Origin of the sequence: Bacillus spizizenii TU-B-10 (assembly GCF_000227465.1) — a bacterium.
In the GTDB taxonomy this organism is placed as follows: domain Bacteria; phylum Bacillota; class Bacilli; order Bacillales; family Bacillaceae; genus Bacillus; species Bacillus spizizenii.
Genome location: NC_016047.1, coordinates 2,921,295 through 2,945,422 on the forward strand (window position 1 = coordinate 2,921,295; position 24,128 = coordinate 2,945,422).

Genomic DNA, 24,128 nt, shown 5'->3' on the forward strand with positions numbered 1-24,128 from the left:
TCCATCACTTCCTATCTCTGTTTATTTCGCATCGTACCAAGATGGGCCTGATGCAAAGTCCACCTTTAACGGCACATCTAATGCAAGCGCATGTTCCATCACTTCAGGAACAAGCTTTTCAAGAATTTCAATTTCTTCTTGCGGCGCTTCAAAAATCAATTCATCGTGTACTTGAAGCAGCAGTCTTGCTTTCAGCTGTTTTTCTTTCAGCTTGGCAGCCATATCAATCATGGCTTTTTTTATAATATCAGCTGCGCTTCCTTGAATCGGCGTATTCATTGCCGTACGCTCCGCAAAACTGCGGATATTAAAGTTTCGGCTCGTCAGCTCAGGAATGTAACGGCGGCGATGCATAAGCGTTGTCACGTATCCTTTTTGCTTCGCGTCCTGAACTGAATCTTCCATGTACGCTTTTACGCCTTGGAAGCTTTCCAAATAGCGTTCGATGAATGCTCCGGCTTCCTTCCGGGTAATGCCGAGGTTCTGTGACAGCCCGTAATCGCTGATGCCGTATACGATGCCAAAGTTGACCGCTTTCGCCTGGCGTCTCATCGCAGAAGTCACTTCATCCTCGGCAACATGGAACACATCCATTGCCGTTTTCGTATGAATATCCATATCATTTGTAAAAGCTTCGATAAGATTTTGATCCTTTGAAATATGGGCAAGCACCCGCAGCTCGATTTGTGAGTAATCGGCTGCAAAAATAAGCCAGTCTTTTTCAGACGGAACAAAAGCTTGGCGGATTTTACGCCCTTCTTCAAGCCTGATCGGAATGTTTTGCAGATTCGGATCAGTCGAGCTGAGACGGCCTGTTTGCGTTAAAGCCTGGTTAAAGCGCGTGTGCACCTTATGCGAATCCGGTCTCGTCACCTTTAAAAGCCCTTCGACATATGTCGATTGAAGCTTGCCAATTTGTCTGTACTGCAAAATATAGTCGACAATCTCATGCTTGTCAGCCAGCTTTTCAAGCACATCAGCAGACGTTGAATAGCCTGTTTTTGTTTTTTTCACGACAGGCAAGCCGATCTTTTCAAACAAGATGACGCCGAGCTGTTTCGGAGAATTGATATTAAACGGCTCTCCCGCAATCTCATGGATTTTTTCTTCATATTCCTTCAGCTTCGCACCCAGTTCTTCACCCATTCGTTTTAAACGATCAACATCGACCTTGACGCCAGTTGATTCCATTTCGCCGAGAATAAGCGCAAGCGGCATTTCGAGCTCTTCAAACAGCTCAAGCTGATCGTTGTTTTCCAGCTCCTGAACAAGCTTTTCCCGCAGGCTTTGAATGGCTAACGCTTTTCGGACAAGATGCTCAGACAGTACATCTTCTGAAGGTACCGCCCGTTTTGCTCCTTTGCCATAAACTGATTCGTCGCTTGATACGATATGCAGGCCGTAATCCTTGGCCACACTCGCAACGTCATCATATGAATTGCCCGGATTGATGATATAAGCCGCAAGAAGCGTATCAAACTCCGCCCCCTTCAGCTCAATGCCCTGCCAGCGCAAAGCGACAACAGCCCGCTTGCTATCGAAAAGCCATTTCTTCTGCTCGTCATTTTCCGCCCATTCTTTAAACACCTTAGACTCCACGGCAATGTCTTTCGGAATAAAATAAGATCCCGTTTCATTTATGATCGAAAATCCGAGAAGCGGCTCTTCATGATAATTGTCGCCAATCTGTTCAACGACAAATGCGGATGGAGAAACCAATATGCCGCTTGTTACGTCTGTGACGGTTTCGACCTTAATTTCCTCTAATGCCTGATCCTGCTCTGCTTCTTCACTGTCTTCCCCAAGACGTTCAAGAAGCGTGTTGAATCCAAGATCTTTAAAGATGGCAATCACCTGTTCACGATTAAAGCCTTGATATTCCAAGCCGGAAACGGATACCTCAATCGGCGCATCCGTCATGATCGTCGCAAGCTCCTTGCTCATCAATGCCTGATCCTTAAATTCCTCAAGCTTTTCCTTCAGTTTCTTTCCGCTCACCTCGTCAATGGACTCCAGCAGCTTTTCCACGGAATCGAACTGTTTTAAGAGCTTAATCGCTGTCTTTTCTCCGACGCCGGGCACACCTGGAATATTATCCGAGGAATCGCCCATCAGACCCTTCATGTCAATGATTTGTTCAGGCGTAAGCCCGTATTTCTCTTTGACGTGCTCCGGTGTGTAAAATTCAACATCGGTAATTCCTTTTCTCGTAATGGCAACTGTTGTTTTGTCTGTTGCCAGCTGAGTTAAATCCTTATCTCCTGAGAAAATCTTTACTTCAAATCCGTCTTTTTCAGCCGATTTGGCCAGTGTGCCGATAATATCGTCGGCTTCGTATTGTTCCAGTTCGTAGCGGCTGATCTGATAGGCATCCAGCAGCTCGCGGATAAATGGCATTTGTTCGGAAAGCTCAGGCGGGGTTTTCTGTCTGCCGCCTTTATATTCTTTAAATGTGCCGTGACGAAATGTTGTTTTCCCGGCATCAAATGCAACCAGCATGTGCGTCGGTTTTTCATCCTCAAGCATCTTCATTAAAATCATCGCAAAGCCGTATACGGCATTCGTATGAATACCTTTATCATTGCTTAACAGCGGCAATGCAAAAAACGCCCGGTAAGCCAGACTGTTTCCGTCTACAAGCACTAATTTTTTTCGTTCCGTCATTCAATATCCTCCTAAGAAGCCTCAGGCTTCCATTCATCTCTTACATAGTCATTAGCTCCTCTTATTTTAACAAAGTTCAATTTGAAAGGAAAATACGTGAACTGAGGAGAAGACACAAAAAAGGACGGGAACACAAAATGGTTCCCGCCGTCAAAATTGGCTCCTTGGATGAAGGGGTTCTACTACATCCTACCAGCATAGGTTTAACAGTGCATGAAGATATTGTTAAACCTTTGTAAACATTAGGCGGACTTTTCAGCGGCCCGTTTCAGCGTCACTGTAAAGACCGTTCCCCGTCCAGGCTCGCTTTTGACATCGATTTTCCCTTCATGAGCCTCTATTAAATGCTTTACGATTGCAAGGCCCAGGCCGGTGCCGCCCGAATTCCTGCTTCTGTCTTTATCTACGCGGTAAAAACGTTCAAAGATGCGAGGAATTTCTTCTTTCTGAATGCCGATTCCGGAATCGGCAACTTCAATCTGAATGTCTTTTTCTCTGGGCGTTACATTGATAGCTACAGAGCCCCCTTCAGGCGTGTAGGTTAACGCATTGTTTACGAGATTAAGAAATACCTGTTTCAGCCTGTACGGGTCGCCTGATACGTATAGCGGATCTTTCGGGACATTCAGTTGTAAGGAGATGCCTTTCTCATCCGCCTTATGCTTAAGAAGCGTTTCAATCTCACCAAGCATTTTGACTGGTTCAAACGTTTCAATGCTGAGCGTAAAATTTTGCTGCTCGATTTTTGAGAGATCGAGAAGATCCTGAACCAAAGACTGAAGCCTTTCGCTTTCCTTTAGAATAATAGAGAGAAATTCAGAAAGCGCTTCTTTGTCCTCCATCGCCCCGTCCAATAACGTCTCCGTAAACCCTTTAATGGACGTAATCGGCGTTTTCAGCTCATGAGAAACATTCGCCACAAAATCCTTTCTCATCTGCTCTAATTTCTTCGTCTCCGTCATGTCATGGAAAACGAGCACAATTCCTTTCCATTCATCGTCCGGCCCCATAATCGGTACGCCGTCCACTTCAAAATAACGCCGTTCAATTTTGATCGGAAGCCTTAACAGTTTGCATTTCTTTGTCTCCGTCATAAAAATGTCTTCGACAAGCTGGATCACTTCTTCATGTTCAAATGCATCATGATAAAGACGGCGCAGCATCTGATTCGGATTGATATGAAACTGCTTGGCGTAAGCCCTGTTCACGAGATTGATAAAGCCTCTTCCATCAATCATAATCAGCCCAGAGCCGATATTTTCAATGACTGTCAGCAGCCGGTCCCGCTGCATTTCCTGCGTTCTCGTCATTTCCATCAGATCAACAGCAAGACTGTTCATCGCACGGCCGAGCTTATCAGAGCGCCTGATATAGCCGCCGTATGTCCTGGCATCGTAGTTCCCCTTAGACAGTTCTGTCGCTACGTTTGTCGCTGCTTCAATCGACCTTTTATAGCGTGAGGTCATACTGGAATAAAAATAAACAATGACGATAAAAGCGGTACAAAGACTGGCCGTCAGCATCCCCCACATTTCGCCTTTCAAGCCGTAGCTTTTTTTAGAGGCAGAAAGCAGCACATATCCTGTTTTTTCACCTTCGCTTCTAAGCGAGAGTCCGTAATAAAGCTCGTTATCCGCTGTTGAAAGAACACCCTCATGGCCAGAGACAAGCGCCCGCACCTTTTGAGAATCTGCTGCTCTCCCATTTGACCCGTACAGCACCTTGCCGTCTGTATCGATAACGGATGCGCTCACATCAAGCGCGCCGCCTGCATCTTTAATGATTTTCTCATTTGCTTGATCATTCAGATTGCCGGCATCAAGAAGCGAAGCCATGTATTTGGCTTCTTTTTCAATGTGTTCCTCTGCTTTCCTTTGATCAGATGTTTCAAAGAGCTGCTGCAAAAACAGCCCGAGGACACTAAACACCAGAATCATACAGACAACGAGTACAGAAAAAAGGCGCACACGGTATTTATTCATTCATTTTTGGCTCCTCCAGTTTATACCCCAATCCCCTAATCGTTTTAATATAGATCGGTTTTTTCGTATTGTTTTCAATTTTGTCGCGGAGATGGCTGATATGTACATCAACAATTCTCGTATCTCCGGCAAAATCATAATTCCAGACAGCGCTCAACAAAAGATCTCTCGTCAGCACTCTGCCTTTATGTCTGCCCAAATACAGCAGCAGTTCGAATTCTTTCGGTGTCAGCTCAAGCTGATTTTCTTTAAAGTACGCTTCATAATGATCAGGCAGGATTTTCAGATCGCCAATTACGATCTGACCTTCAATTTCATCGTTTTTCATTTCACTAGAGGGCGCAGCCATTTCCGAACGCCTTAAAATCGCTTTGACTCTTGCATTTACTTCCCTTGGACTGAACGGCTTGGTCATATAATCATCAGCACCGAGCTCAAGCCCTAATACTTTGTCGAATTCCTCATCCTTCGCTGTCAGCATTAAAATCGGAAACATCAGTTTTTGCTGTCTCAGCTGCTTGCATACTTCGATTCCGTCCAGTTTTGGAAGCATCACATCAAGCACAATCAAATCAGGCTTCTCTGTCTCCGCTTTTTTGAGTGCTTCTTCCCCATCCGAGGCGGTAATGACATCATAGCCTGACCGTTCCAAATTGTACTGTAAAAGAGTAACAATAGATTCTTCATCATCCACAACTAAAATTTTCTTGTTCATGCTGTGCCTCCAGTATTATAATTCCCCGACATCCTATTTCTCTATTTTATGTCATCTTAACATGTTTCATGATTTTATTTTAGCGAAAGCAGGATATTCCGACAATTCGTCTTTTACATCATTTTTAAAAGAAATAAAGAAGTTGATGACAACGCTTTCATTTATAGCAAAAAGAGAAAGGCTCTATCAAGCAAGCCTTTCTCTCTTTTTATTAAGATAATACTTTCATGACATTTTTGACAGATTCAACTGATTTATTCAGCTGTGCTCTTTCATAGTCTGTCAGTTCAAGTTCAATGATTTGCTCAAGACCGTTGCCGCCTACGATTGTAGGAACACCAAGGTAGATGCCTTCATAGCCGTATTCCCCTTCAAGATAAGCAATTGTAGGAAGGACGCGGCGCTGATCTTTCAAGATCGCTTCAACCATTTCTGTCAGAGAAGCCGCAGGCGCATAATACGCGCTTCCGTTTCCAAGAAGATTTACGATTTCGCCTCCGCCTTTTCTAGTGCGCTCTACAATTGCGTCAATCCGTTCCTTCGGAATGAGAGTTTCAAGCGGGATACCGCCAGCATAAGAATAACGCACAAGCGGCACCATATCGTCACCGTGGCCGCCAAGAACGAAACCAGTCACATCTTTCACTGACAGGTTTAATTCCTCTGCCACAAATGTTCTGAATCTTGCCGTATCAAGCACACCGGACTGGCCGATTACGCGCTCTTTAGGGAAGCCTGATTCTTTGTACACCGCGTATGTCATTGCATCAACAGGATTTGTCAGCACCACAATGATAGAGTCAGGAGAATATTTCACGATTTCTCGTGTAACGCTTCTCATAATTTTTTCATTTGTAGAGACTAGATCATCTCTGCTCATACCAGGTTTTCTTGCGATACCGGCTGTAATGACAACAATGTCAGAACCCGCTGTATCCTCGTAATTGGATGTGCCCGTAATTTTTGCGTCAAAGCCTTGAACCGGACTTGCCTCAAACATATCAAGCGCTTTTCCCTTTGTCGGGTTCTCCAATTGCGGAATGTCAACAAGAACTACGTCTGCCAGCTCTTTTTGAGCGATTAAAAATGCAGTTGTCGCTCCGGTAAACCCTGCTCCGATAACAGAAACTTTTTTACGAGTATTTCCCATGTCTCTCTTCTCCTTTATGGCTAGTTTTAGGCTGTTTCCTTGCTTAGTCCATGTTTTTAATCAGTTCTTCTCCGAACTCTGAACATTTCACTTCAGTTGCGCCGTCCATTAATCTGGCAAAATCGTAAGTTACGACTTTAGAAGCGATTGTTTTTTCCATAGATTTGATAACCAAATCAGCCGCTTCGTTCCATCCTAAATGCTCAAGAAGCAGAACGCCTGAAAGAATAACTGAAGATGGGTTTACTTTATCAAGGCCTGCATATTTAGGAGCCGTTCCGTGCGTCGCCTCAAAAATCGCATGTCCTGTTTCATAGTTGATGTTCGCTCCAGGAGCAATGCCGATTCCGCCGACTTGCGCAGCAAGAGCATCAGAGATGTAATCTCCGTTCAGGTTCATTGTTGCAACGACATCAAATTCGTTCGGACGCGTTAAAATCTGCTGAAGGAAGATGTCAGCAATGCTGTCTTTGACAATGATTTTGCCTGCTGCTTCCGCTTCGCTTTGCGCTTTGTTGGCAGCGTCTTTTCCTTGTTCTTCAGCAATGCGGTCATATTGAGCCCATGTGAATACTTTTTCGCCGTATTCTCTTTCAGCAAGTTCATAGCCCCAGTTTTTGAAGGCGCCTTCTGTGAACTTCATGATGTTTCCTTTGTGAACTAGGGTTACTGATTTGCGGCCGTGCTCGATCGCATAATCAATGGCTGCTCTGACCAAACGGCTTGTTCCTTCTTCAGAAACAGGCTTAATGCCGATACCTGATGTCTCAGGGAAACGGATTTTGTTGACGTTTAACTCATTTTGCAGGAAGCTGATGAGCTTTTGCACTTCTTCAGAGCCTTTTGCGTACTCGATGCCTGCGTAAATATCTTCTGTATTTTCACGGAAGATGACCATATCAGTATCTTCAGGGCGTTTTACCGGTGACGGCACTCCAGTAAAGTATCTTACAGGTCTTAAGCAGACGAATAGGTCAAGCTCTTGTCTGAGCGCTACGTTCAAAGATCGGATTCCGCCGCCGACAGGTGTCGTTAACGGGCCTTTAATCGCGATGAAATATTCGCGGATCACATCTAATGTTTCAGCAGGCAGCCACTCACCTGTTTTATTATAAGCCTTTTCTCCGGCATAAACTTCTTTCCACGTAATTTTCTTTTCACCTTTGTATGCTTTTTCAACTGCTGCTTCCAACACCTTCGAAGCCGAGTTCCAAATATCAGGACCGGTTCCGTCTCCTTCGATAAACGGGATAATCGGGTTATTTGGTACGTTTAATACTCCGTTAGAAACTGTAATTTTTTCACCTTGTGCCACAATAAAAACCTCCCAGTATGTAATTCATATTTAGAAAACATTTTATTTTTCCTATATAGAAAACAAAATGATTTTTCTCAACATTCAATGTAAAGTGTAAACCACTTTTGATGTTCTGAACAAGAGGCTAACCTCATTAACGCAAGCCAGCCTCCAATGGTTCTTTAGGCTCTTTCTTCAATCGGAACAAATGCTTGTTTATCAGGGCCTGTGTAATCTGCCCGCGGGCGGATCAGTCGATTGTTGTCATACTGCTCAAGAATATGTGCAAGCCAGCCGGACATTCTGCTTATAGCAAAAATCGGTGTGAACAAATCATGGTCAATACCGAGGCTGTGATAAACAGAAGCCGAATAGAAATCAACGTTAGGCGGTAGCTTTTTCTCTGATGTGACGATCTCTTCTACGCGAATCGACATCTCATACCATTTGCTTTCGCCTGTCAGGTTGGTCAGGCGCTTGCTCATTTCTTTCAGATGCTTCGCGCGCGGGTCGCCATGCTTATACACGCGGTGGCCGAATCCCATGATTTTTTCTTTCTTTTCAAGTTTGGCGCGGATGTACGGCTCAGCGTTTTCTACTTCACCGATTTCTGTCAGCATCTTCATCACGCCTTCATTTGCACCGCCGTGAAGAGGACCCTTCAGTGCGCCGATTGCGGCAGTAATGCCTGAATAGATATCAGAAAGTGTTGCGACGCAGACCCTTGCTGTGAACGTTGACGCGTTCAGCTCATGGTCAGCATGTAAAATCAGCGCTTTGTTGAAAGCTTCAACCTCAATTGGCGAAGGCTCTTCACCGTTTAATGTGTAGAGAAAATTCTCGGCAATGCCGTAGTCTTCTCTCGGTTCAACAGGTTCAAGGCCTTTGCGGATTCTGGAAAACGCTGCAACCAAGCCAGGCACCTTTGCCTGAAGGCGGATCGCCTTTCTATAGTTGGCTTCCGGGTTCATGGTATCAGCCTCGCTGTCAAGCAGGCCTAGTAATGAAATTGCTGTCCGAAGAGCAGCCATGGGATGAACATTTTCGAGGGAATAAGATTTGAAGTGCTCAATAATTTCTTGCGGAACGACAGCTTCCTTTGCAAGCTGCTGCTTTAACTCATCAAGCTCCTTTTTGTTCGGCAGCCTTAAATGCCAAAGCAAGTAGATGATTTCTTCAAAACTTGCATTCTCTGTTAAATCATCGATATCATACCCCACATATGTAAGGGTATCGTCAATAATAGAACTAACAGATGATGTTGTTGCTACAACCCCTTCTAGACCGCGTGTCGCTGTCATATATAACATCTCCTTTTCAATAAATTTCCCCTTTAAGAGTGTTGTAAAAACATGAGGCTTACTTAAAAAGCATGATGCAAGTATTTCTCTCCCCCTAAAAGAAAATGCTTACATTTTACTGCCTGCTTCTACTGAAACCCTTTGCTTATGAAAGAACATAACAAATTCTTATAAGCTTATTTAAGTTTAAGCCTATTCTCATTATAAACAATAATCAGACATTTGTTAAATGTTTACCTATAATTTTTTTTTTCGTTCTGTGTTTTCCCCGAAAAAACGCCTTTATTTGCGGGTTTTTGCATATAAAAAAAAGCGGCCTGAGAGCCGCTTTTTTTTATGAAGTGAACAGTTTTACGATCTGCATGGCTAAATAAGCAATCCCCGCTCCGATCAGCGGTCCCACCGCAACTCCGCCAAAAAGCGCGACTGCAAGAATGGTCCCGATCACAAGAGCAGTTGTAATATGCGGGTCATTTTCCAGCAAGGTCAGGCCGTTTTTGGCAATCAGCGCCACTGCAATTCCTGCTCCCAAGGCGATCCAAGCGTAGGAAGACCGCACTGCTTCTCCAAGCTGCTTAAATCCGATTTCTCCCGTGGCAATCGGAACAAGAACAGCGATCGTGATAATGGTCACTCCCCAGTTAATGCCTTTTGACTGGATGGTTGGAAATAATTTCTGGTCAAGTCCAACGATTTTGATGATCAAAAGGACGGATACAGCAAAGAGCAATGATTGGTTTTTTGCGATAAGTGCAATAGCCAAGAGTATAATTAAAAATAAATTCGCTTGTGTAAACACATGCCATCCCTCCTTAAAGATGAATGTATTCATATTCAGCCGGAGCGTGAATACATATAAAAAATAGGACATGCTGACGAGAGGAGGACCGATTTCGTGAATCAATCTTACATCACTATTTTATTCAGAACCCTCTTTGTCATATCAGTTACCGCAGGATCGATAGCTGCGGCCTATTATTCGTTTCCGTTAACTTATCCGTTCCTAATCGCCCTTATTCTCTCATCAGTGATTCATCCTGTTGTTGACTATTTGGACAAAGTGACAGGATTCCCCCGAACGGTAAACGTGCTGGGCGTGCTTGCTCTTTTTCTGCTCGCTGCCTTCGGCGTGCTCACCATTCTTGTAGCGGAAATCGTAACGGGAACAGCCTATCTTGCAAAAACACTGCCACCGCATATCAGCACATTTATCTCATATTGCGAAAAATTATTTACGACTCATATCCAGCCGCTCTATAACGAACTGACCCTTTTGTTTCAAGAATTGGAGACCAACCAGCAGGCTTCCATCGTTACTCACATCCAGACACTCGGTGATTCCGCCGCTAAAAATGCCGGGCTGCTGCTGTCCCACATTCTAGAAATGATCCCGAGGTTTTTCGCGCTTCTTCCCAATACGGCGGCTGTTCTGATTTTTTCTCTCCTGGCAACATTTTTTATGACAAAGGATTGGCACAAACTGAAAGCGATGCTCGTTTCGATTCTGCCTGATCGGGTTACAGCTAACAGCAAGGCCATAAGCAGCGAATTAAAAAAAGCAATGACCGGTTTTATCAAAGCTCAGGCCGTTCTCGTTTTCATTACGATGGTAATTGTATTTATCGGCCTTTCTCTCTTAAAAGTAGAACATGCTGCAACAATTGCTTTTTTAATCGGGCTTGTTGATCTTCTCCCTTATTTGGGTGCGGGTTCCGTATTTGTGCCGTGGATTTTGTATTTATCGATTACAGGCCAGCTGCCTCAGGCGATCGGAATCGGTGTACTGTACCTCGTCGTTCTGATTCAGCGGCAGCTGACAGAGCCTAAAATACTTAGTAAATCTATCGGGATCGATCCGCTGGCAACGCTCATCGCCCTGTTTGCCGGTTTTAAATTATTCGGGTTTTTAGGATTGATTGCCGGGCCGGCTGTTCTCGTCATCATCCAAGCCTTCATCACAACAGGCGCATTAAAGGAAGTATGGTCCTACATTACTGTTCAACAAAAATAAAACAGCAGCCCATGTTGCATGGCTGCCGTTTTTTATTTGATGATGATCCGCTTGTTCTTCGACATCCCTCTCAGCCATTTGAACAGAATCGGCTTGCACCAGCTGCGGGTAAACGGGATAAGCAAACAGGCGCCGGCCAAATCTGATAAAAAGCCCGGAAGCATCAGCAATAGACCGCCAATGAAAATGCACAGGCCGTCAGCAATCGCTTCCCCCGGCATTTTGCCATATTGAAGATCACGCTGAACCTTGTAATATACTTCGGTTCCTTGTTTTTTTGCAGCTGCTGCGCCGATAATGCCCGTCAGAATCATTAAAAGGACCGTCGGCAAAATGCCGATCAGCTTGCCTGAAAATAGGAATATGCCGATTTCTATTGCCGGAAATACAATAAAAAGCAAAAATAAAAATCTCATATCCAAGCCCCCCACACGTGTAACACGCCTCTGTTCAACATTAGGCGAGATAAAGAGAAAAGGAAGGGATTCCCCTTCCGTTTTCACCTGTGATTAAAGAACGCTCGCACGGCCTTGGTAGACTGCGCCTCTGGAAGCGTCAACTGTAATTTCCTGGCCTTCTGTCAAAATAGATGTCGCATTTTCAAGGCCAACGATTACCGGAATGCCAAGGCTTAATCCAACTACCGCAGCATGGCTTGTCAAACCGCCTTCTTCTGTAATAAGGGCAGACGCTTTTTCAAGAGATGCAATCATATCACGGTCAGTGCTTTTTGTAACGAGTACCGCACCGTCAGTCATTTTTTGCTCAGCTTCTTTTGCATTTTGTGCAATGACAACCGGACCGAAAGCTGATTTACGTCCAATGCCTTGGCCTTTAGCGATGATATCGCCGACAGTGTAAACTTTCATTAAGTTCGTAGTGCCAGACTCACCGACAGTGCCTGCTGTAATGACGATTAGATCGCCGTGTTTTACAATTCCGCTGTTCAATGATTTTTGGACAGCATCCTCAAGCATCTCATCCGTTGTGTTCGCATTTTGGCCGCTTTCTGCGAATACGCCTGATACGAGCGCAAGTTTTCTGGAAACAGCATCATTTACAGTAACCGCAACAATCGGCGCCTGTGGACGGTATTTCGCGATCATACGCGCTGTATGGCCGCTTTCAGTCGGTGTTACGATCGCAGCAGCATTCAGGTTAATTGCCGTATGTGCGACAGATTGTCCAATTGCGTCTGTAATTGTCATTCCTACTTGATCTCTGCGTTTTGAAAGAATTTCTTTATAATTTAAAGCTTCTTCAGAACGGGACGCGATGTTGTGCATCGTTTGAACCGCCTCAACCGGATAGCTTCCGGCAGCTGTTTCACCAGAAAGCATGATCGCATCTGAGCCGTCGAAGATCGCGTTTGCAACGTCACTTGCTTCCGCACGAGTCGGACGCGGGTTGCGCTGCATGCTGTCAAGCATTTGTGTCGCTGTAATAACAGGTTTTCCTAGCGCGTTGCATTTTTTGATCAGCTCTTTTTGCACGAGTGGCACTTCTTCAGCTGGAATTTCCACACCTAAGTCTCCGCGTGCAACCATTAAGCCGTCAGACACTTCGAGAATAGCATCGATATTGTCAACGCCCTCTTGGTTTTCGATTTTAGGGATGATTTGAATATCCTGAGCGTTGTGCTCTTCAAGAAGCTCACGGATTTCAAGCACGTCCGTGGAACGGCGAATGAAAGATGGCGCGATAAAGTCTACTCCCTGCTCAATACCGAAAACGATGTCTCGTGCATCTTTTTCAGTGATACCCGGAAGATTGACACTGACGCCCGGTACGTTAACACCTTTTTTATTTTTGAGTGTTCCGTTGTTCAATACTTTTGTTTTGATTTCGCGTTTAGCAGCATCTACATCTAGTACCTCAAGGCCGATAAGTCCGTCATCTAACAGAATCGTTGAACCTTTTTCAACGTCGTCAACTAAACCTTCATATGTGACTGAGATTTTATCTGTTGTTCCCACTACCTCGTCCATTGAAACGATAAGCTCTTTGCCTGTTTCGAGCTCAATGCCGCCGTTTTCCATTGTATGTGTGCGGATTTCAGGACCTTTTGTATCAAGCAGGATACCGATGTTTTTGCCAAGCTTTTTGCTTGCTTCGCGGATATTTTTAATTCTTGCACCGTGCTCCTCAAAATCTCCGTGAGAAAAGTTTAATCGAGCCACGTTCATTCCTGACTCCATTAATTTCGTAAGCATTTCAACACTTTCACTTGCCGGACCGATAGTACAAACAATTTTAGTTTTTCTCATTTGGTTCACTTCCTTCTGAAATCTTCAGCCTTCAGCTGACATTAAATAGACAGTTCTTTTGAAAGCTGATACATGTTTTGCTCAACTGTGTGTTTTGTATCCAGTATTTCTATAATATCATGGTCTACAAGCTTATTGTTTTGTATACCTACACAGCGTCCGCCTTTTCCTTCTAGCAGCAGTTCAACAGCATATGCGCCAAGACGGCTTGCCAGCACGCGGTCAGCAGCGCTTGGAGAACCTCCGCGCTGGATATGGCCCAGTACAGATACCCTAGTTTCAAGATTTGTTTCTTCTTCAATGCGTTTCCCGAATTCAACACCGCTGCCTACACCTTCGGCAACGATAATAATACTGTGTTTCTTGCCGCGTTCGTGGCCGCGTTTTAAGCGGGCAATGATTTCGTGCATGTCATAGTCTGCCTCAGGGATTAAGATTGATTCCGCGCCCCCTGCAAGACCGGCCCACAATGCGATATCACCGGCATGGCGGCCCATTACTTCGATCACATATGTACGTTCATGAGAAGTCGCTGTATCGCGAATCTTATCAATTGCGTCAATTACTGTATTTAAAGCTGTATCGAAACCGATTGTAAAATCAGTGCCCGGAATGTCATTATCAATTGTACCCGGTACACCTACACATGGAAACCCATGTTCTGTTAATTTTTTCGCACCCATATAGGAACCGTCTCCGCCGATGACAACAAGACCTTCAATACCAAGCTTTTTCAAGTTTTCTATCCCTTTTTCACGGCCTTCAACCGTTTTGAATTCAGGACATCTTGCCGTATAAAGCTTTGTTCCTCCGCGATGTATAATATCGCCTACAGATCCGAGCTCAAGCTTTTCAATCTTTCCGCTGATCAATCCTGCGTATCCGTTGTAAATGCCGTACACTTCAACGTCATGATAAATCGCTTTTCTGACTACTGCGCGAACTGCTGCGTTCATTCCCGGGGAATCCCCGCCGCTCGTTAATACCCCTATACGTTTCATTCTCCATTCACCTCAGCAACATATATGATTAAACATAACATGATCATTGCCCTAAAAACAATGAAAAGGGATCTCCATCCTCCCTATCAAACCTTACCTATTATACAATTAAATAAATTGTTTTTAAATAAAATTTAAAGAATGTCACAAAAAATAAACGTGAGCCAAAGGCTTCACGTTTATTTAGTTTACCCCGATATATTGATCTTCAACCGAGACTTTGCCAATTGCTTTATATTTTTCATAGCGCTGCTGAACTAATTCTTCTTCGCTCAGCTTCAGCAAAGTTTTTAACGATTGTTTAAGGGTTTCGTCCATATAGCTAGCCTGCAGCTTTACATCGTGATGCGCTCCGCCTTTTACTTCTTTTATCATATGATCTATAATACCTAATTCTTTTAAATCCGGCGCAGTGATTTTCATTGTTTCGGCTGCTTTTTTAGCAAGACTGGAGTCCTTCCATAAAAGTGCCGCGGCACCTTCCGGAGAAATAACAGAATAAGTAGAGTTTTCCAGCATATGCAAGTGATTGCCTACACCCAGACCAAGGGCTCCGCCGCTCCCGCCTTCACCGATGACGATGCAGATAACAGGCACTCGAAGGCCGGCCATCTCAAACAGGTTTTTGGCAATGGCTTCGCTTTGTCCTCTTTCCTCCGCTGCTCGTCCAGGGTATGCTCCCTTCGTATCAATAAAACAGATAATCGGTCTGTTGAATTTGTCAGCCTGTTTCATGAGACGAAGCGCTTTTCGATAGCCTTCAGGGTGAGGCATCCCAAAATTGCGGACTAGGTTTTCTTTCGTGTCTTTGCCGCGCTGATGCCCGATAACCGTTACAGGAAGGCCATGGAACTTCGCAATCCCGCCGACAATGGCTTCATCGTCCCCGTACGCTCTGTCTCCGTGACATTCAAAAAAGTCGGTAAACAGGTGTTCGATATAATCAAGCGTTGTCGGCCGGTCCGCCAGACGCGCGATTTGAACACGGTCCCAAGGCTTCAGATTTTTGTAAATATCATCCTGAAGCTTAGCGAGACGGTCTTCGAGCCGTTCGATTTCAGCACTTAGATCCATATCGGAATCTTGGGTGAATTTTTTTAGTTCGGCGATTTTGGTTTGCAGTTCAATCACCGGTTTTTCAAATTCTAATCTTGCAGCCACTCTATGTCACCTCCTGTTTGATGCATATCCAGCAGATTCTCTAACGTTTTTTTCATATCGTCGCGGTGAATAACCGCATCAAGCTGTCCATGTTTTAATAAAAATTCAGCCGTTTGGAAGTCCTCAGGCAGTTTTTCTCCTATTGTCTGTTCAATAATGCGTCTTCCGGCAAAACCGATTAGCGCGCCAGGCTCAGCGAAATTGTAATCGCCAAGGGATGCAAAGCTTGCTGATACGCCCCCGGTAGTCGGATGCGTCATCACTGAGATAATGAGGCCTTGTTCTTCACTGAACAGTTTTAAGGCAGAGCTTGTCTTAGCCATCTGCATCAAACTTAATACGCCTTCCTGCATTCTAGCGCCGCCTGAAGCCGTAAAAATAATAAACGGAACTTTATCAGCTTTTGCTTTTTCAATCGCAAGCGTGATTTTTTCACCGACGACTGAACCCATGCTGCCCATTCTGAATGAAGAATCCATGACGGCGACAACAGCCGGGTGTCCGCCGATGGTGCCCTTGCCTGTCACAACAGCCTCGTTTAAGGATGTTTTCTCGCGATCTTTTTCAAGCTTTTCCAGATAACCCGGGAAACCAAGCGGGTTTTCCGACACCATTCCCTGATTGAATTCCTCAAAGGATTGTTCATCCATCAAGCTTTCGATACGTTGTTTTGCGTTCATTGGGAAATGATAATCGCAGTTCATGCATACCCGCATATTTTTATCCAACTCTTTAGTGAGCATGATTTTTTTACACTTAGGACATTTTGTCATAATGCCTTCCGGAACATCGTGCTTCGCTTGATCAGACGGTACGGAAGCATACTTTTTCTTTTTCGTGAATATATCCTTTAACAAATGATTACCTCCCTTTTGTGAAGGGTTCTCTTCACCGCATGTCATCAATCAGATAGACTTGCTAATAACTTTACCGAAACTATTGTACTTTTTTTGTCAAACGCTGTCATCCTCAATTCGACAACTTTTTATTCAATGACGTGTTCGGAAAGGTTCGGATGAATTCAGATAAGACATTGAAATAACAGGATTGGCAGCGCATTCAAAAATAATGTTAAACCCGGCTGAAATTTTTTTAAGGCCAACCCCCTAAAAAAATTTCAGCCGCCAGTTTAACTTGAGAACAGCGCGCCGGACTCCGCCAACACGCTGCCATTTTTGGAATGAATTAAAATTATTCACCAATAATCGTAAGTTTTCTCGTTTTTTCTGCGACTTCCTCAGGGTCAACTGTGATTCTTGCAACACCTGTTTCCATCGCCGCTTTTGCCACAGCTTTCGCAACAGCAGGCGCAACACGTTTATCAAACGGTGCAGGGATGACGTAGTCTGCGCTAAGCTCATCTTCTGAAACCAGTGAAGCAATGGCTTCAACTGCTGCGATTTTCATTTCTTCGTTAATGTGAGTGGCGCGAACGTCAAGCGCACCGCGGAAAATACCAGGGAATGCAAGAACATTGTTTACTTGGTTCGGGAAGTCAGAACGGCCCGTTCCAATAACGCTTGCGCCAGCTTCACGCGCATCTTCCGGCATAATTTCCGGATTTGGATTTGCCATCGCAAAGATAATAGGATCTTTTGCCATGCTTTGAACCATTTCTTTTGTTAACGCTCCTGCTACAGACACGCCGATAAATACGTCCGCATCAACGATGACATCTTTCAGAGAACCGTCTTTGCGGTCTTGGTTTGTGAATTTCGCCACTTCATTTTTGACATCGTTCATGCCTTCCGGACGCCCTTCATAAATCGCTCCTTTTGAATCGCACATCACGATGTCACGCACGCCGTAATGGTGAAGAAGCTTGATAATCGCAATACCAGCTGCACCGGCGCCATTTGCGACAACTTTAATGGATGACATGGATTTTCCAGACAGTTTCAGCGCGTTTACAAGACCTGCTACCGTTACAATGGCAGTACCGTGCTGATCATCATGGAAAACCGGGATGTTTGTTTCTTTTTTGAGGCGTTCTTCAATGATAAAGCAGTTTGGCGCTGCAATATCTTCAAGGTTGACGCCGCCAAATGTCGGTTCAAGCAATTTAACAGTTTCAACGATTTTATCAACATCGTTTGTGTTTAAAGCAATCGGGAACGCGTCCACGCCTGCAAAGCTTTTGAATAGAACAGCTTTCCCTTCCATGACAGGAAGCGCGGCTTCAGGGCCGATATTTCCAAGGCCAAGCACAGCTGTACCGTCAGTTACAACTGCTACCATGTTCCCCTTCATTGTATAATCATATACTTTGTTAATGTCTTCATGAATATCCTTACACGGTTCTGCAACACCCGGGGAATATGCTAGACTTAAATCTTTCGCGTTTCTGACTTCTACTTTTGATTTAGACTCAAGTTTCCCTTGATTGACTTTATGCAGGTGTAATGCTTCTTCTCTTAATGACATTCTCCTAAACACTCCTTATGGATATTTTTTGATTCGTATATTGCTGCGTTGATTGCTGCATTCTGCGGAGTTGATCTATCTGAATATTTAAACAGGGTCACATAATTGCTCCAATTGTATAACAAAAAGTGAATCGTTACCACTGTTTTAAAACGACGTTTTTTTGACCCAACAGCTCTTTTAAGCGATATAATACCTGGTGATCCGCATTGATATGAAACGACTCAGGAAGCTTAATCGTCTGTTTCTGCCTTTCATAATAGAGATAAACGCCTGTTTCCCCTTTATGCTCCAGCAAAATGCGCTTAATCTTTGCCAGGATCTCCTGACTGTGCTGACTGCTTTCTATTTTTATATAAACCGATGGCGCTTTTTCTGCATCCATATTTTCTAATAATTCTGCCCGGGACATGATAAACTGGACCTTATCCTGCCTTACTTCACATTTCCCCGCTGTGAACAAAAGAGCGCCTTCTCTTAAAACGGGAGAAAGCTGTCTGAATTGTTCAGGGAAGACTACGGCTTCCATTTCGCCGGTTTCGTCACCGAGCGTTAAAAACGCCATATTTTGACCTGTTTTCGTCCGAATCGTCTTGAGCTTTGACAGCAGAACTCCGAGAGAAAGCTGCCTTTTGACAGCCTGCTGGGCCTGCAGAATGGACACTGCTCCGTGCGCAGCCAGCTGTTTTCGGTAGGCAGAGAGCGGATGATTTGAAAAATAAATGCCGAGCGTCTCTTTTTCAAACGCAAGTAAATCCACAAGCGGAAGCTCCTCCGTCTCCACATACTTCGGCTTAATTGAAAACGATTCATCTAAAAACAATCCCATTTGGTCATCGTCCGCGGCGAATAGCTCAGCATGTTCCAAAGCAACATCAATGGATGCGAGCAGCGTGGCCCGGTTTTGGCCGAATTCGTCCATCGCACCAGAAAAGATAAGTGCTTCAAGCATTTTGCGATTTACGCTTTTTGACGGCACGCGAAAGCAGAAATCGAAAAGATCTTTAAATGGTTTCTCTTTTCTTGCTTTATATATATCTTTTACTGCTGAGACGCCTACACTTTTTATCGCGCGGAGGCTGTATCTGACAGATCCGTCTTCAACTGTAAACGGAAAACTGCTTTTGTTCACTGACGGAGGAAGGATACGAATCCCGCTCCCCTTTGCTTCGTAAAGATATTGAGATATTTTATCCTCATTGCCAATGACGCTTGTCAGCAATCCGCACATAAAATATAACGGATAATGAGCTTTCAAATACGCAAGCTGGCAGCCAATCATGCTGTATGCCACCGCATGGCTTCGGTTAAAGCCATAGTTTGCGAATTTGACGATTAAATCGTAGACTTCATTTGCAGTGTCTACAGAATACTCCTTTTTTAAGCACCCTTCAACAAAATGGCTTCGCTCTCTGTCCAGGATTTCTTTTTTCTTTTTGCTGACCGCCCGTCTCAGCATGTCAGCTTCGCCTAAAGAAAACCCTGCCATGCGGGAAGCAATCATCATAATTTGTTCCTGATACACAATGACGCCATATGTATCGTCCAAGATGCTCCTTAAATCTTCATGAGGATAGTGAACAGGCGCCCGACCGTGTTTACGGTCAATAAATAGCGGAATATTTTCCATCGGACCAGGCCGGTACAGCGCATTGACCGCCACAATATCCTCCAGGCCTGAAGGTTTAAGCCTCTTCAAGACGCTTCTCATCCCTGCAGATTCAAGCTGGAAAATCCCTGTCGTATCCCCTTTTGACAGCAAGGAGAACGTTTTGTCATCACGGTAGGAAATACTTGAAAGATCTATTTTGATGTTTTCTTCTTTTTCGATCATTGAAGTGATGGACTCGATCAGAGTCAGGTTGCGCAAACCTAAGAAATCCATTTTTAAAAGGCCCAAGTCTTCAAGATGATCCATCGCGTATTGCGTCAAATATATCCCTTCATGCCCTTCCTGAATCGGAACAACATCGGTTAATGGCTCTTCACTCAGGACAACGCCTGCTGCGTGTGTTGATGTATGCCTTGGCAGCCCTTCTATTTTTCGGGCAATCGTATAGACTTGCTGAAGCAGGCTTGACTCCCGAAGCCGCTTATCCAGCTGCGGCGACTGCTTTCTCGCCTCATCCAGCGTCATGCCCGGCCTTGCTGGAATGAGTTTTGCAAGCTGATCTGCTTCCTTCGGGCTTACGCCGAATACTCTGCCGACGTCCCGAAGCGCCGCTTTTGCCGCAAGTGTTCCAAAGGTTATAATCTGCGCAACATGCATCGCACCGTATTTCTGCTGAACGTATTGAATGACTTCATCTCTTCTTGTATCCGGGAAGTCAATATCTATATCCGGCATACTGATACGTTCGGGATTTAAAAATCGTTCAAACAGCAGGTGATGTTTAATCGGGTCAACATCTGTGATATACAGCACATAAGCCACTAGAGAGCCTGCCGCAGAACCCCTTCCCGGTCCCGTGACGATCCCTTTTTCATGGGCATGCTTCATAAAATCCCATACGATCAGAAAGTAATCGCTGAATTTCATCCGCTTGATGACACCAAGCTCATATTGAAGGCGGCGAAGATATCGTTCATCAGGCGTGCCAAAACGGCTGCGGAGTCCTGCCATACAGATGTCCGTTAAATAATCATCAGCGGACGTTCCGTTTGGAGTCGGGAAAGACGGGAGACGGGTCTGCCCGAGGCTGACATCAACCCGGCATTGTTCCGCGATCTCAACAGAAGCTTGCAGTGCTTCAGGATGCCCTCGATAAATATTTTGCATTTCTTCGAGCGGTTTCAAATCGAGATCAGGAAGATCTTCGGCGGGTGCATCCGTCAGTTTTTCACCTGCTTTAATCGCTTTCAGACAGCGGTAGGCAGCCTTATCTTCTTTCCTTATGTAATGCACATCGCCTGTCGCCGTTACAGGGATACCCGTTTCTTCAGACAGACGCAGAATCTGCTCAGACAAGGTTTGATGCCCTTTAAAAGGCTGATAGGAGAAATAAAAGGCTCCCTTACCGAATATAGACTGAAATTCAAGTGCGGCTTGAGCGGCCTGTTCAAACAGCCCTTCTTCAAGAAGCATTTCAATATATCCTTTTTCGCCGGGCGTTATTGCGATAATACCTTCTCGATAACTGTGAAGCCATTTCGGCTTTAGCCCGCCTTTTGATTTCGATTGCAGGACGCTGCTGATTTTCAGCAGGTTTTGATAGCCTGTATTTGATTTGGCCAGCAGGACGAGCGGGTAGGCTTCAAGCTCGTTATCATCTGTAAAAACTGAAGCCGTCAAACCGATTATCGGGTTGATTCCTCTCGCCTTGCATGCTTTATAAAATTGAATAGCTCCGTACATGACATGATCATCTGTCAGCGCCAAAGACGCATATCCGAGCCTGTCAGCTTCACTGACGAGCTCTTCCACAGCCGCGGCGCTGTTTAGCAGGCTGTACCCGCTATGCACTTGCAGGTGAACAAAAGACATGCTATCACCTCTTTCTCATTACGATCCATTTCTTTCTTCATTATAAGTCCGGTTCCCAAAAGAAACAAATGTTCTTTTTCGACTACTCATCATACTTGTCCTGAAAGCTCAATATGATATAAAAGGTGAGGTGATAAAGATGGATCAGGAAGCAGGATTTATGGTGAATTTTATTAATAGTTACTTCATTGCGTTAGGGGTGCTGATCGGGGGCGCACTCATTGGAGGGCTCGGAGCATATTTGGCAGGCGAAGCCCCGCTTACGGCGATTACAAAGCTTGCAAACCGGTTAAAAATATGGGCGCTTGTCGCAGCTATCGGAGGCACCTTTGATGCAGTTTACAGCTTTGAACGGGGCATTCTTGAAGGCAATACGAGAGATATTTTTAAACAGCTTCTTTTGATTATCTCGGCCATGGGCGGCGCGCAAAGCGGCTGGCTCATTATTTCATGGCTGACTCAGGAGCATCTTTCTTCATGAGGGTCCCCCAGCATTACAAAAAACCGGGGTGGCAGCGCTTTTTCGCGGGAATGATGTGCGGAGCCGTAATCAGCTGGTTTTTTTTCCTGTTTACTTACGGAACATTCCAAGAGGAGCAGGTCAGCCTCATCGAAAAACAAAAAGAGCATGTAAAAGACTTGAACAATCAAATTTCGATCTATCAGGAAGACCTCCATAAACTGAATGAAGATAATAAAAGAAAACTGCTGATTCAAAGCGTCAGCGTTAAATTGCTGAATGGGGATAAATATAAAATATCGCAGCCGGATAAAACGAAATTCGAGGAGCATGTAAAGGATGATATTTCAGAGGTGATTACAAAAGACATAGAAAGCGTCTATCAAACAAAAGATCTTTTAAAACGGACAATCGAAAATAAAGTGTATATGATCAATGAAAAAAAATACGAGGCAACCGTCAAGGAATTAACGATTTATACAAGATTGACAGTAGAACTTGAAATATCATTCGCCACATAATTATGGATTTTTTTTAAATTCTCCAAACTTCTGTCGCTTTTTCCCATTCTTTTTTATAAACTATATGTGAGGCTTCAAAAGGAAGGAGGAAGGGAAATGGAGGTTTACAGTGACCGTCAGTTAGCAAAAGATCAAGCAGCCCGGCTCAGACAAGGTTTTTCTGCATATGCCGAAACACACTCACTCGCTTCCCTCATCAAAAAAGAACTTCAATCTCACAATCTCCAAGTCTATGAGGACCTTACTGATTTTGGCTGCTGGTTCATCCCCGTCACAGATGAACACTAAGAGAGAGGGTCTCCCCTCTACTCGTGTTCTTTACATAATATTTCCAGATCAGCTAAAATCCGATCAGCTTCATCCCAACTGTAAATAGAGGCGCCCGAAGCAAGCGGATGCCCTCCGCCGTTATATTTCCGGGCAAGTCCGTTAATGACAGGCCCCTTCGAACGGAATCTGACTCTGATTTGATCGTCTTCTTCTACGAAAAACACCCAAGCGCGAATACCTGAGATATTCCCAAGCGTCCCGACAAGCTGCGACGCTTCTGAAGCCGTTGTGCCGAACTTTTCAAGCGTATCTTTTTTGATAAAAACAGAAGCGGCACCGTTTTCGGACAATGACACATTTTGAAAGATATAGCCGTTAAGCTTCACCACATTCAGTTTTGTTTCATACAATTGATTAAACAACTCTGAGGAAGAGAATGGATACTGAATGAGCTCGCCTGCATATTTTAATGTTTTTTCCGTTGTATTCGGAAATAAGAAGCGCCCGGTATCTCCGACAATGCCGGCGTAGATGAGCTCTGCCGCTTTCGTATTCAGCTTCCAGCCGTGCTCTTTTCCTTCTAAATACAGCTCGTAAATCATTTCACTTACTGAGCTGGCGCTTGTATCGACCCAGAGAAGGTCACCGTATGGATCTTCGTTCGGATGGTGGTCGATTTTCATCAGTTTGGCGCCTGAAGGATAACGCTGATCGTCGATTCTTTCCTGATTTGCCGTATCGCAGACAATGACAAGTGCGCCTTCATATGTTTCATTGTCCACCTCATCAAGGGAATATAAGAAAGAGAGGGACGGTTCAGGCGTGCCGACCGCAAAAATATTTTTTTCAGGATATGTTTCACGCAGGATTTCTGTAAGTCCGCACTGTGATCCGTAGGCATCCGGATCAGGACGCACATGTCTATGTAAGATAATCGTGTCATATAATGATATGGTTCTGATCAGTTCTGTTTTCATTTGATACTCCTTTATTGTTTTTATTTATTAAATCACATTCTCTGCCGACGGAAAAGAAAAATAACGTCAAAACCAAGCCCGTTTTTGTATAGGTTGGGTTTGTAAACTTTTACGATGGAGGATTTCATTTATGCTGGTTCTTGTTTTTTTGATTGGGCTTTCAGCCTGCTTTTATGTGTACTATAAAGTAAAAGGCGTTCGGGCTAAGCAATCTTTGGAGAAAGAAATCTGTTCAGCAAAATCAAGCATGGCCTTAGGGTCACTGGTCCTGTTCTACGGGCTCAACCAAATGATATTATTTCATTCTGTATTAACGTTAGTAATTGGCGGTATCTTTATCGTCATAGGAGCAGGAAGCGCTTGGGCAGGTTATAAAGCCTACAGGCATTACTATCCCCTTCACGCCAAAGAAGCTGAAAGAGATCACGCGTAAGGGGCGCCTG

General features: G+C 44.5%; 20 protein-coding genes. 5 read left to right on the top strand and 15 right to left on the bottom strand.

The features are described from left to right. Positions 1-21: 21 nt before the first annotated feature. From polA to GYO_RS36655, 7 genes are all read right to left on the bottom strand, one after another. On the bottom strand, positions 22-2,664 hold the full coding sequence (gene polA / locus GYO_RS36625; protein WP_014114747.1) for a DNA polymerase I: 2,643 nt from the start codon (positions 2,662-2,664) through the stop codon (positions 22-24). A gap of 242 nt (positions 2,665-2,906) precedes the next feature. Beyond that, complete coding sequence (gene phoR, locus GYO_RS36630; RefSeq protein WP_014114749.1) at positions 2,907-4,646, bottom strand: sensory box histidine kinase PhoR; 1,740 nt, start codon at positions 4,644-4,646, stop codon at positions 2,907-2,909. Next, positions 4,639-5,361: a two-component system response regulator PhoP gene (phoP, locus tag GYO_RS36635; RefSeq protein WP_003223561.1), complete on the bottom strand. Its 723-nt coding sequence runs from the start codon at positions 5,359-5,361 to the stop codon at positions 4,639-4,641. The genes phoR and phoP overlap by 8 nt, the downstream gene beginning before the upstream one ends. A 211-nt stretch (positions 5,362-5,572) precedes the next feature. Next, on the bottom strand, positions 5,573-6,511 hold the full coding sequence (mdh, locus tag GYO_RS36640) for a malate dehydrogenase (protein WP_003223559.1): 939 nt from the start codon (positions 6,509-6,511) through the stop codon (positions 5,573-5,575). Between the two features lie 43 nt (positions 6,512-6,554). Beyond that, positions 6,555-7,826, bottom strand: a complete 1,272-nt coding sequence (icd, locus tag GYO_RS36645) for an NADP-dependent isocitrate dehydrogenase (RefSeq protein WP_003223557.1) — start codon at positions 7,824-7,826, stop codon at positions 6,555-6,557. Positions 7,827-7,990: 164 nt separating this feature from the next. Then, positions 7,991-9,109, bottom strand: coding sequence for a citrate synthase (gene citZ / locus GYO_RS36650; protein WP_014114751.1), 1,119 nt, complete (start codon positions 9,107-9,109; stop codon positions 7,991-7,993). A gap of 334 nt (positions 9,110-9,443) precedes the next feature. Then, complete coding sequence (locus tag GYO_RS36655; protein ID WP_014114752.1) at positions 9,444-9,908, bottom strand: DUF441 domain-containing protein; 465 nt, start codon at positions 9,906-9,908, stop codon at positions 9,444-9,446. A gap of 96 nt (positions 9,909-10,004) precedes the next feature. Between GYO_RS36655 and ytvI the strand changes: the two genes are divergently transcribed. Then, positions 10,005-11,120 carry a sporulation integral membrane protein YtvI gene (ytvI, locus tag GYO_RS36660; RefSeq protein ID WP_014114753.1) on the top strand — a complete coding sequence of 372 codons (1,116 nt, stop codon included), beginning with the start codon at positions 10,005-10,007 and terminating at the stop codon, positions 11,118-11,120. 32 nt (positions 11,121-11,152) lie between these two features. Here the strand turns inward: ytvI and GYO_RS36665 are convergent, their stop codons facing one another. The 7 genes from GYO_RS36665 to dnaE all read right to left on the bottom strand — a co-directional run bounded on the left by GYO_RS36665 (position 11,153) and on the right by dnaE (position 21,457). Beyond that, on the bottom strand, positions 11,153-11,536 hold the full coding sequence (locus GYO_RS36665) for an FxsA family protein (protein ID WP_003237784.1): 384 nt from the start codon (positions 11,534-11,536) through the stop codon (positions 11,153-11,155). A gap of 93 nt (positions 11,537-11,629) precedes the next feature. After that, positions 11,630-13,387 carry a pyruvate kinase gene (gene pyk, locus GYO_RS36670; protein ID WP_041521039.1) on the bottom strand — a complete coding sequence of 586 codons (1,758 nt, stop codon included), beginning with the start codon at positions 13,385-13,387 and terminating at the stop codon, positions 11,630-11,632. 41 nt (positions 13,388-13,428) lie between these two features. Further along, positions 13,429-14,388 (bottom strand): 6-phosphofructokinase, encoded by a 960-nt coding sequence (gene pfkA / locus GYO_RS36675; protein ID WP_003223547.1) that lies wholly within the window; start codon positions 14,386-14,388, stop codon positions 13,429-13,431. Positions 14,389-14,571: 183 nt separating this feature from the next. Continuing rightward, a complete protein-coding gene (accA, locus tag GYO_RS36680; protein WP_014114756.1) occupies positions 14,572-15,549 on the bottom strand; it encodes an acetyl-CoA carboxylase carboxyl transferase subunit alpha in 978 nt (325 codons plus the stop codon). Then, the gene (accD, locus tag GYO_RS36685) at positions 15,534-16,406 is read right to left on the bottom strand and encodes an acetyl-CoA carboxylase, carboxyltransferase subunit beta (RefSeq protein ID WP_014114757.1); all 873 of its coding nucleotides are present in this window, start codon (positions 16,404-16,406) and stop codon (positions 15,534-15,536) included. The genes accA and accD overlap by 16 nt, the downstream gene beginning before the upstream one ends. Before the next feature lie 334 nt (positions 16,407-16,740). After that, positions 16,741-17,973, bottom strand: a complete 1,233-nt coding sequence (ystJ, locus tag GYO_RS36690) for an NADP-dependent malic enzyme (protein WP_003223541.1) — start codon at positions 17,971-17,973, stop codon at positions 16,741-16,743. A 136-nt stretch (positions 17,974-18,109) separates the two neighbouring features. Beyond that, positions 18,110-21,457 carry a DNA polymerase III subunit alpha gene (gene dnaE / locus GYO_RS36695; RefSeq protein ID WP_014114758.1) on the bottom strand — a complete coding sequence of 1,116 codons (3,348 nt, stop codon included), beginning with the start codon at positions 21,455-21,457 and terminating at the stop codon, positions 18,110-18,112. A 139-nt stretch (positions 21,458-21,596) separates the two neighbouring features. On the opposite strand from dnaE, the gene ytrH reads away from it, so the two are divergent. The 3 genes from ytrH to GYO_RS36710 all read left to right on the top strand — a co-directional run bounded on the left by ytrH (position 21,597) and on the right by GYO_RS36710 (position 22,726). After that, positions 21,597-21,938 (top strand): sporulation membrane protein YtrH, encoded by a 342-nt coding sequence (ytrH, locus tag GYO_RS36700; RefSeq protein ID WP_003223537.1) that lies wholly within the window; start codon positions 21,597-21,599, stop codon positions 21,936-21,938. After that, entirely contained in the window at positions 21,935-22,438 is a 504-nt protein-coding gene (gene ytrI, locus GYO_RS36705; protein WP_003223535.1) for a sporulation membrane protein YtrI, read from the top strand. The genes ytrH and ytrI overlap by 4 nt, the downstream gene beginning before the upstream one ends. A gap of 96 nt (positions 22,439-22,534) precedes the next feature. Further along, positions 22,535-22,726, top strand: a complete 192-nt coding sequence (locus tag GYO_RS36710; RefSeq protein ID WP_003223533.1) for a YtzJ family protein — start codon at positions 22,535-22,537, stop codon at positions 22,724-22,726. A 17-nt stretch (positions 22,727-22,743) separates the two neighbouring features. On the opposite strand, the gene nrnA is transcribed toward GYO_RS36710, so the two are convergent. Continuing rightward, positions 22,744-23,685 (bottom strand): bifunctional oligoribonuclease/PAP phosphatase NrnA, encoded by a 942-nt coding sequence (nrnA, locus tag GYO_RS36715; RefSeq protein WP_014114759.1) that lies wholly within the window; start codon positions 23,683-23,685, stop codon positions 22,744-22,746. Between the two features lie 130 nt (positions 23,686-23,815). Between nrnA and GYO_RS36720 the strand changes: the two genes are divergently transcribed. After that, entirely contained in the window at positions 23,816-24,118 is a 303-nt protein-coding gene (locus GYO_RS36720; RefSeq protein WP_003223529.1) for a YtpI family protein, read from the top strand. The last annotated feature ends 10 nt before the right edge of the window (positions 24,119-24,128 follow it).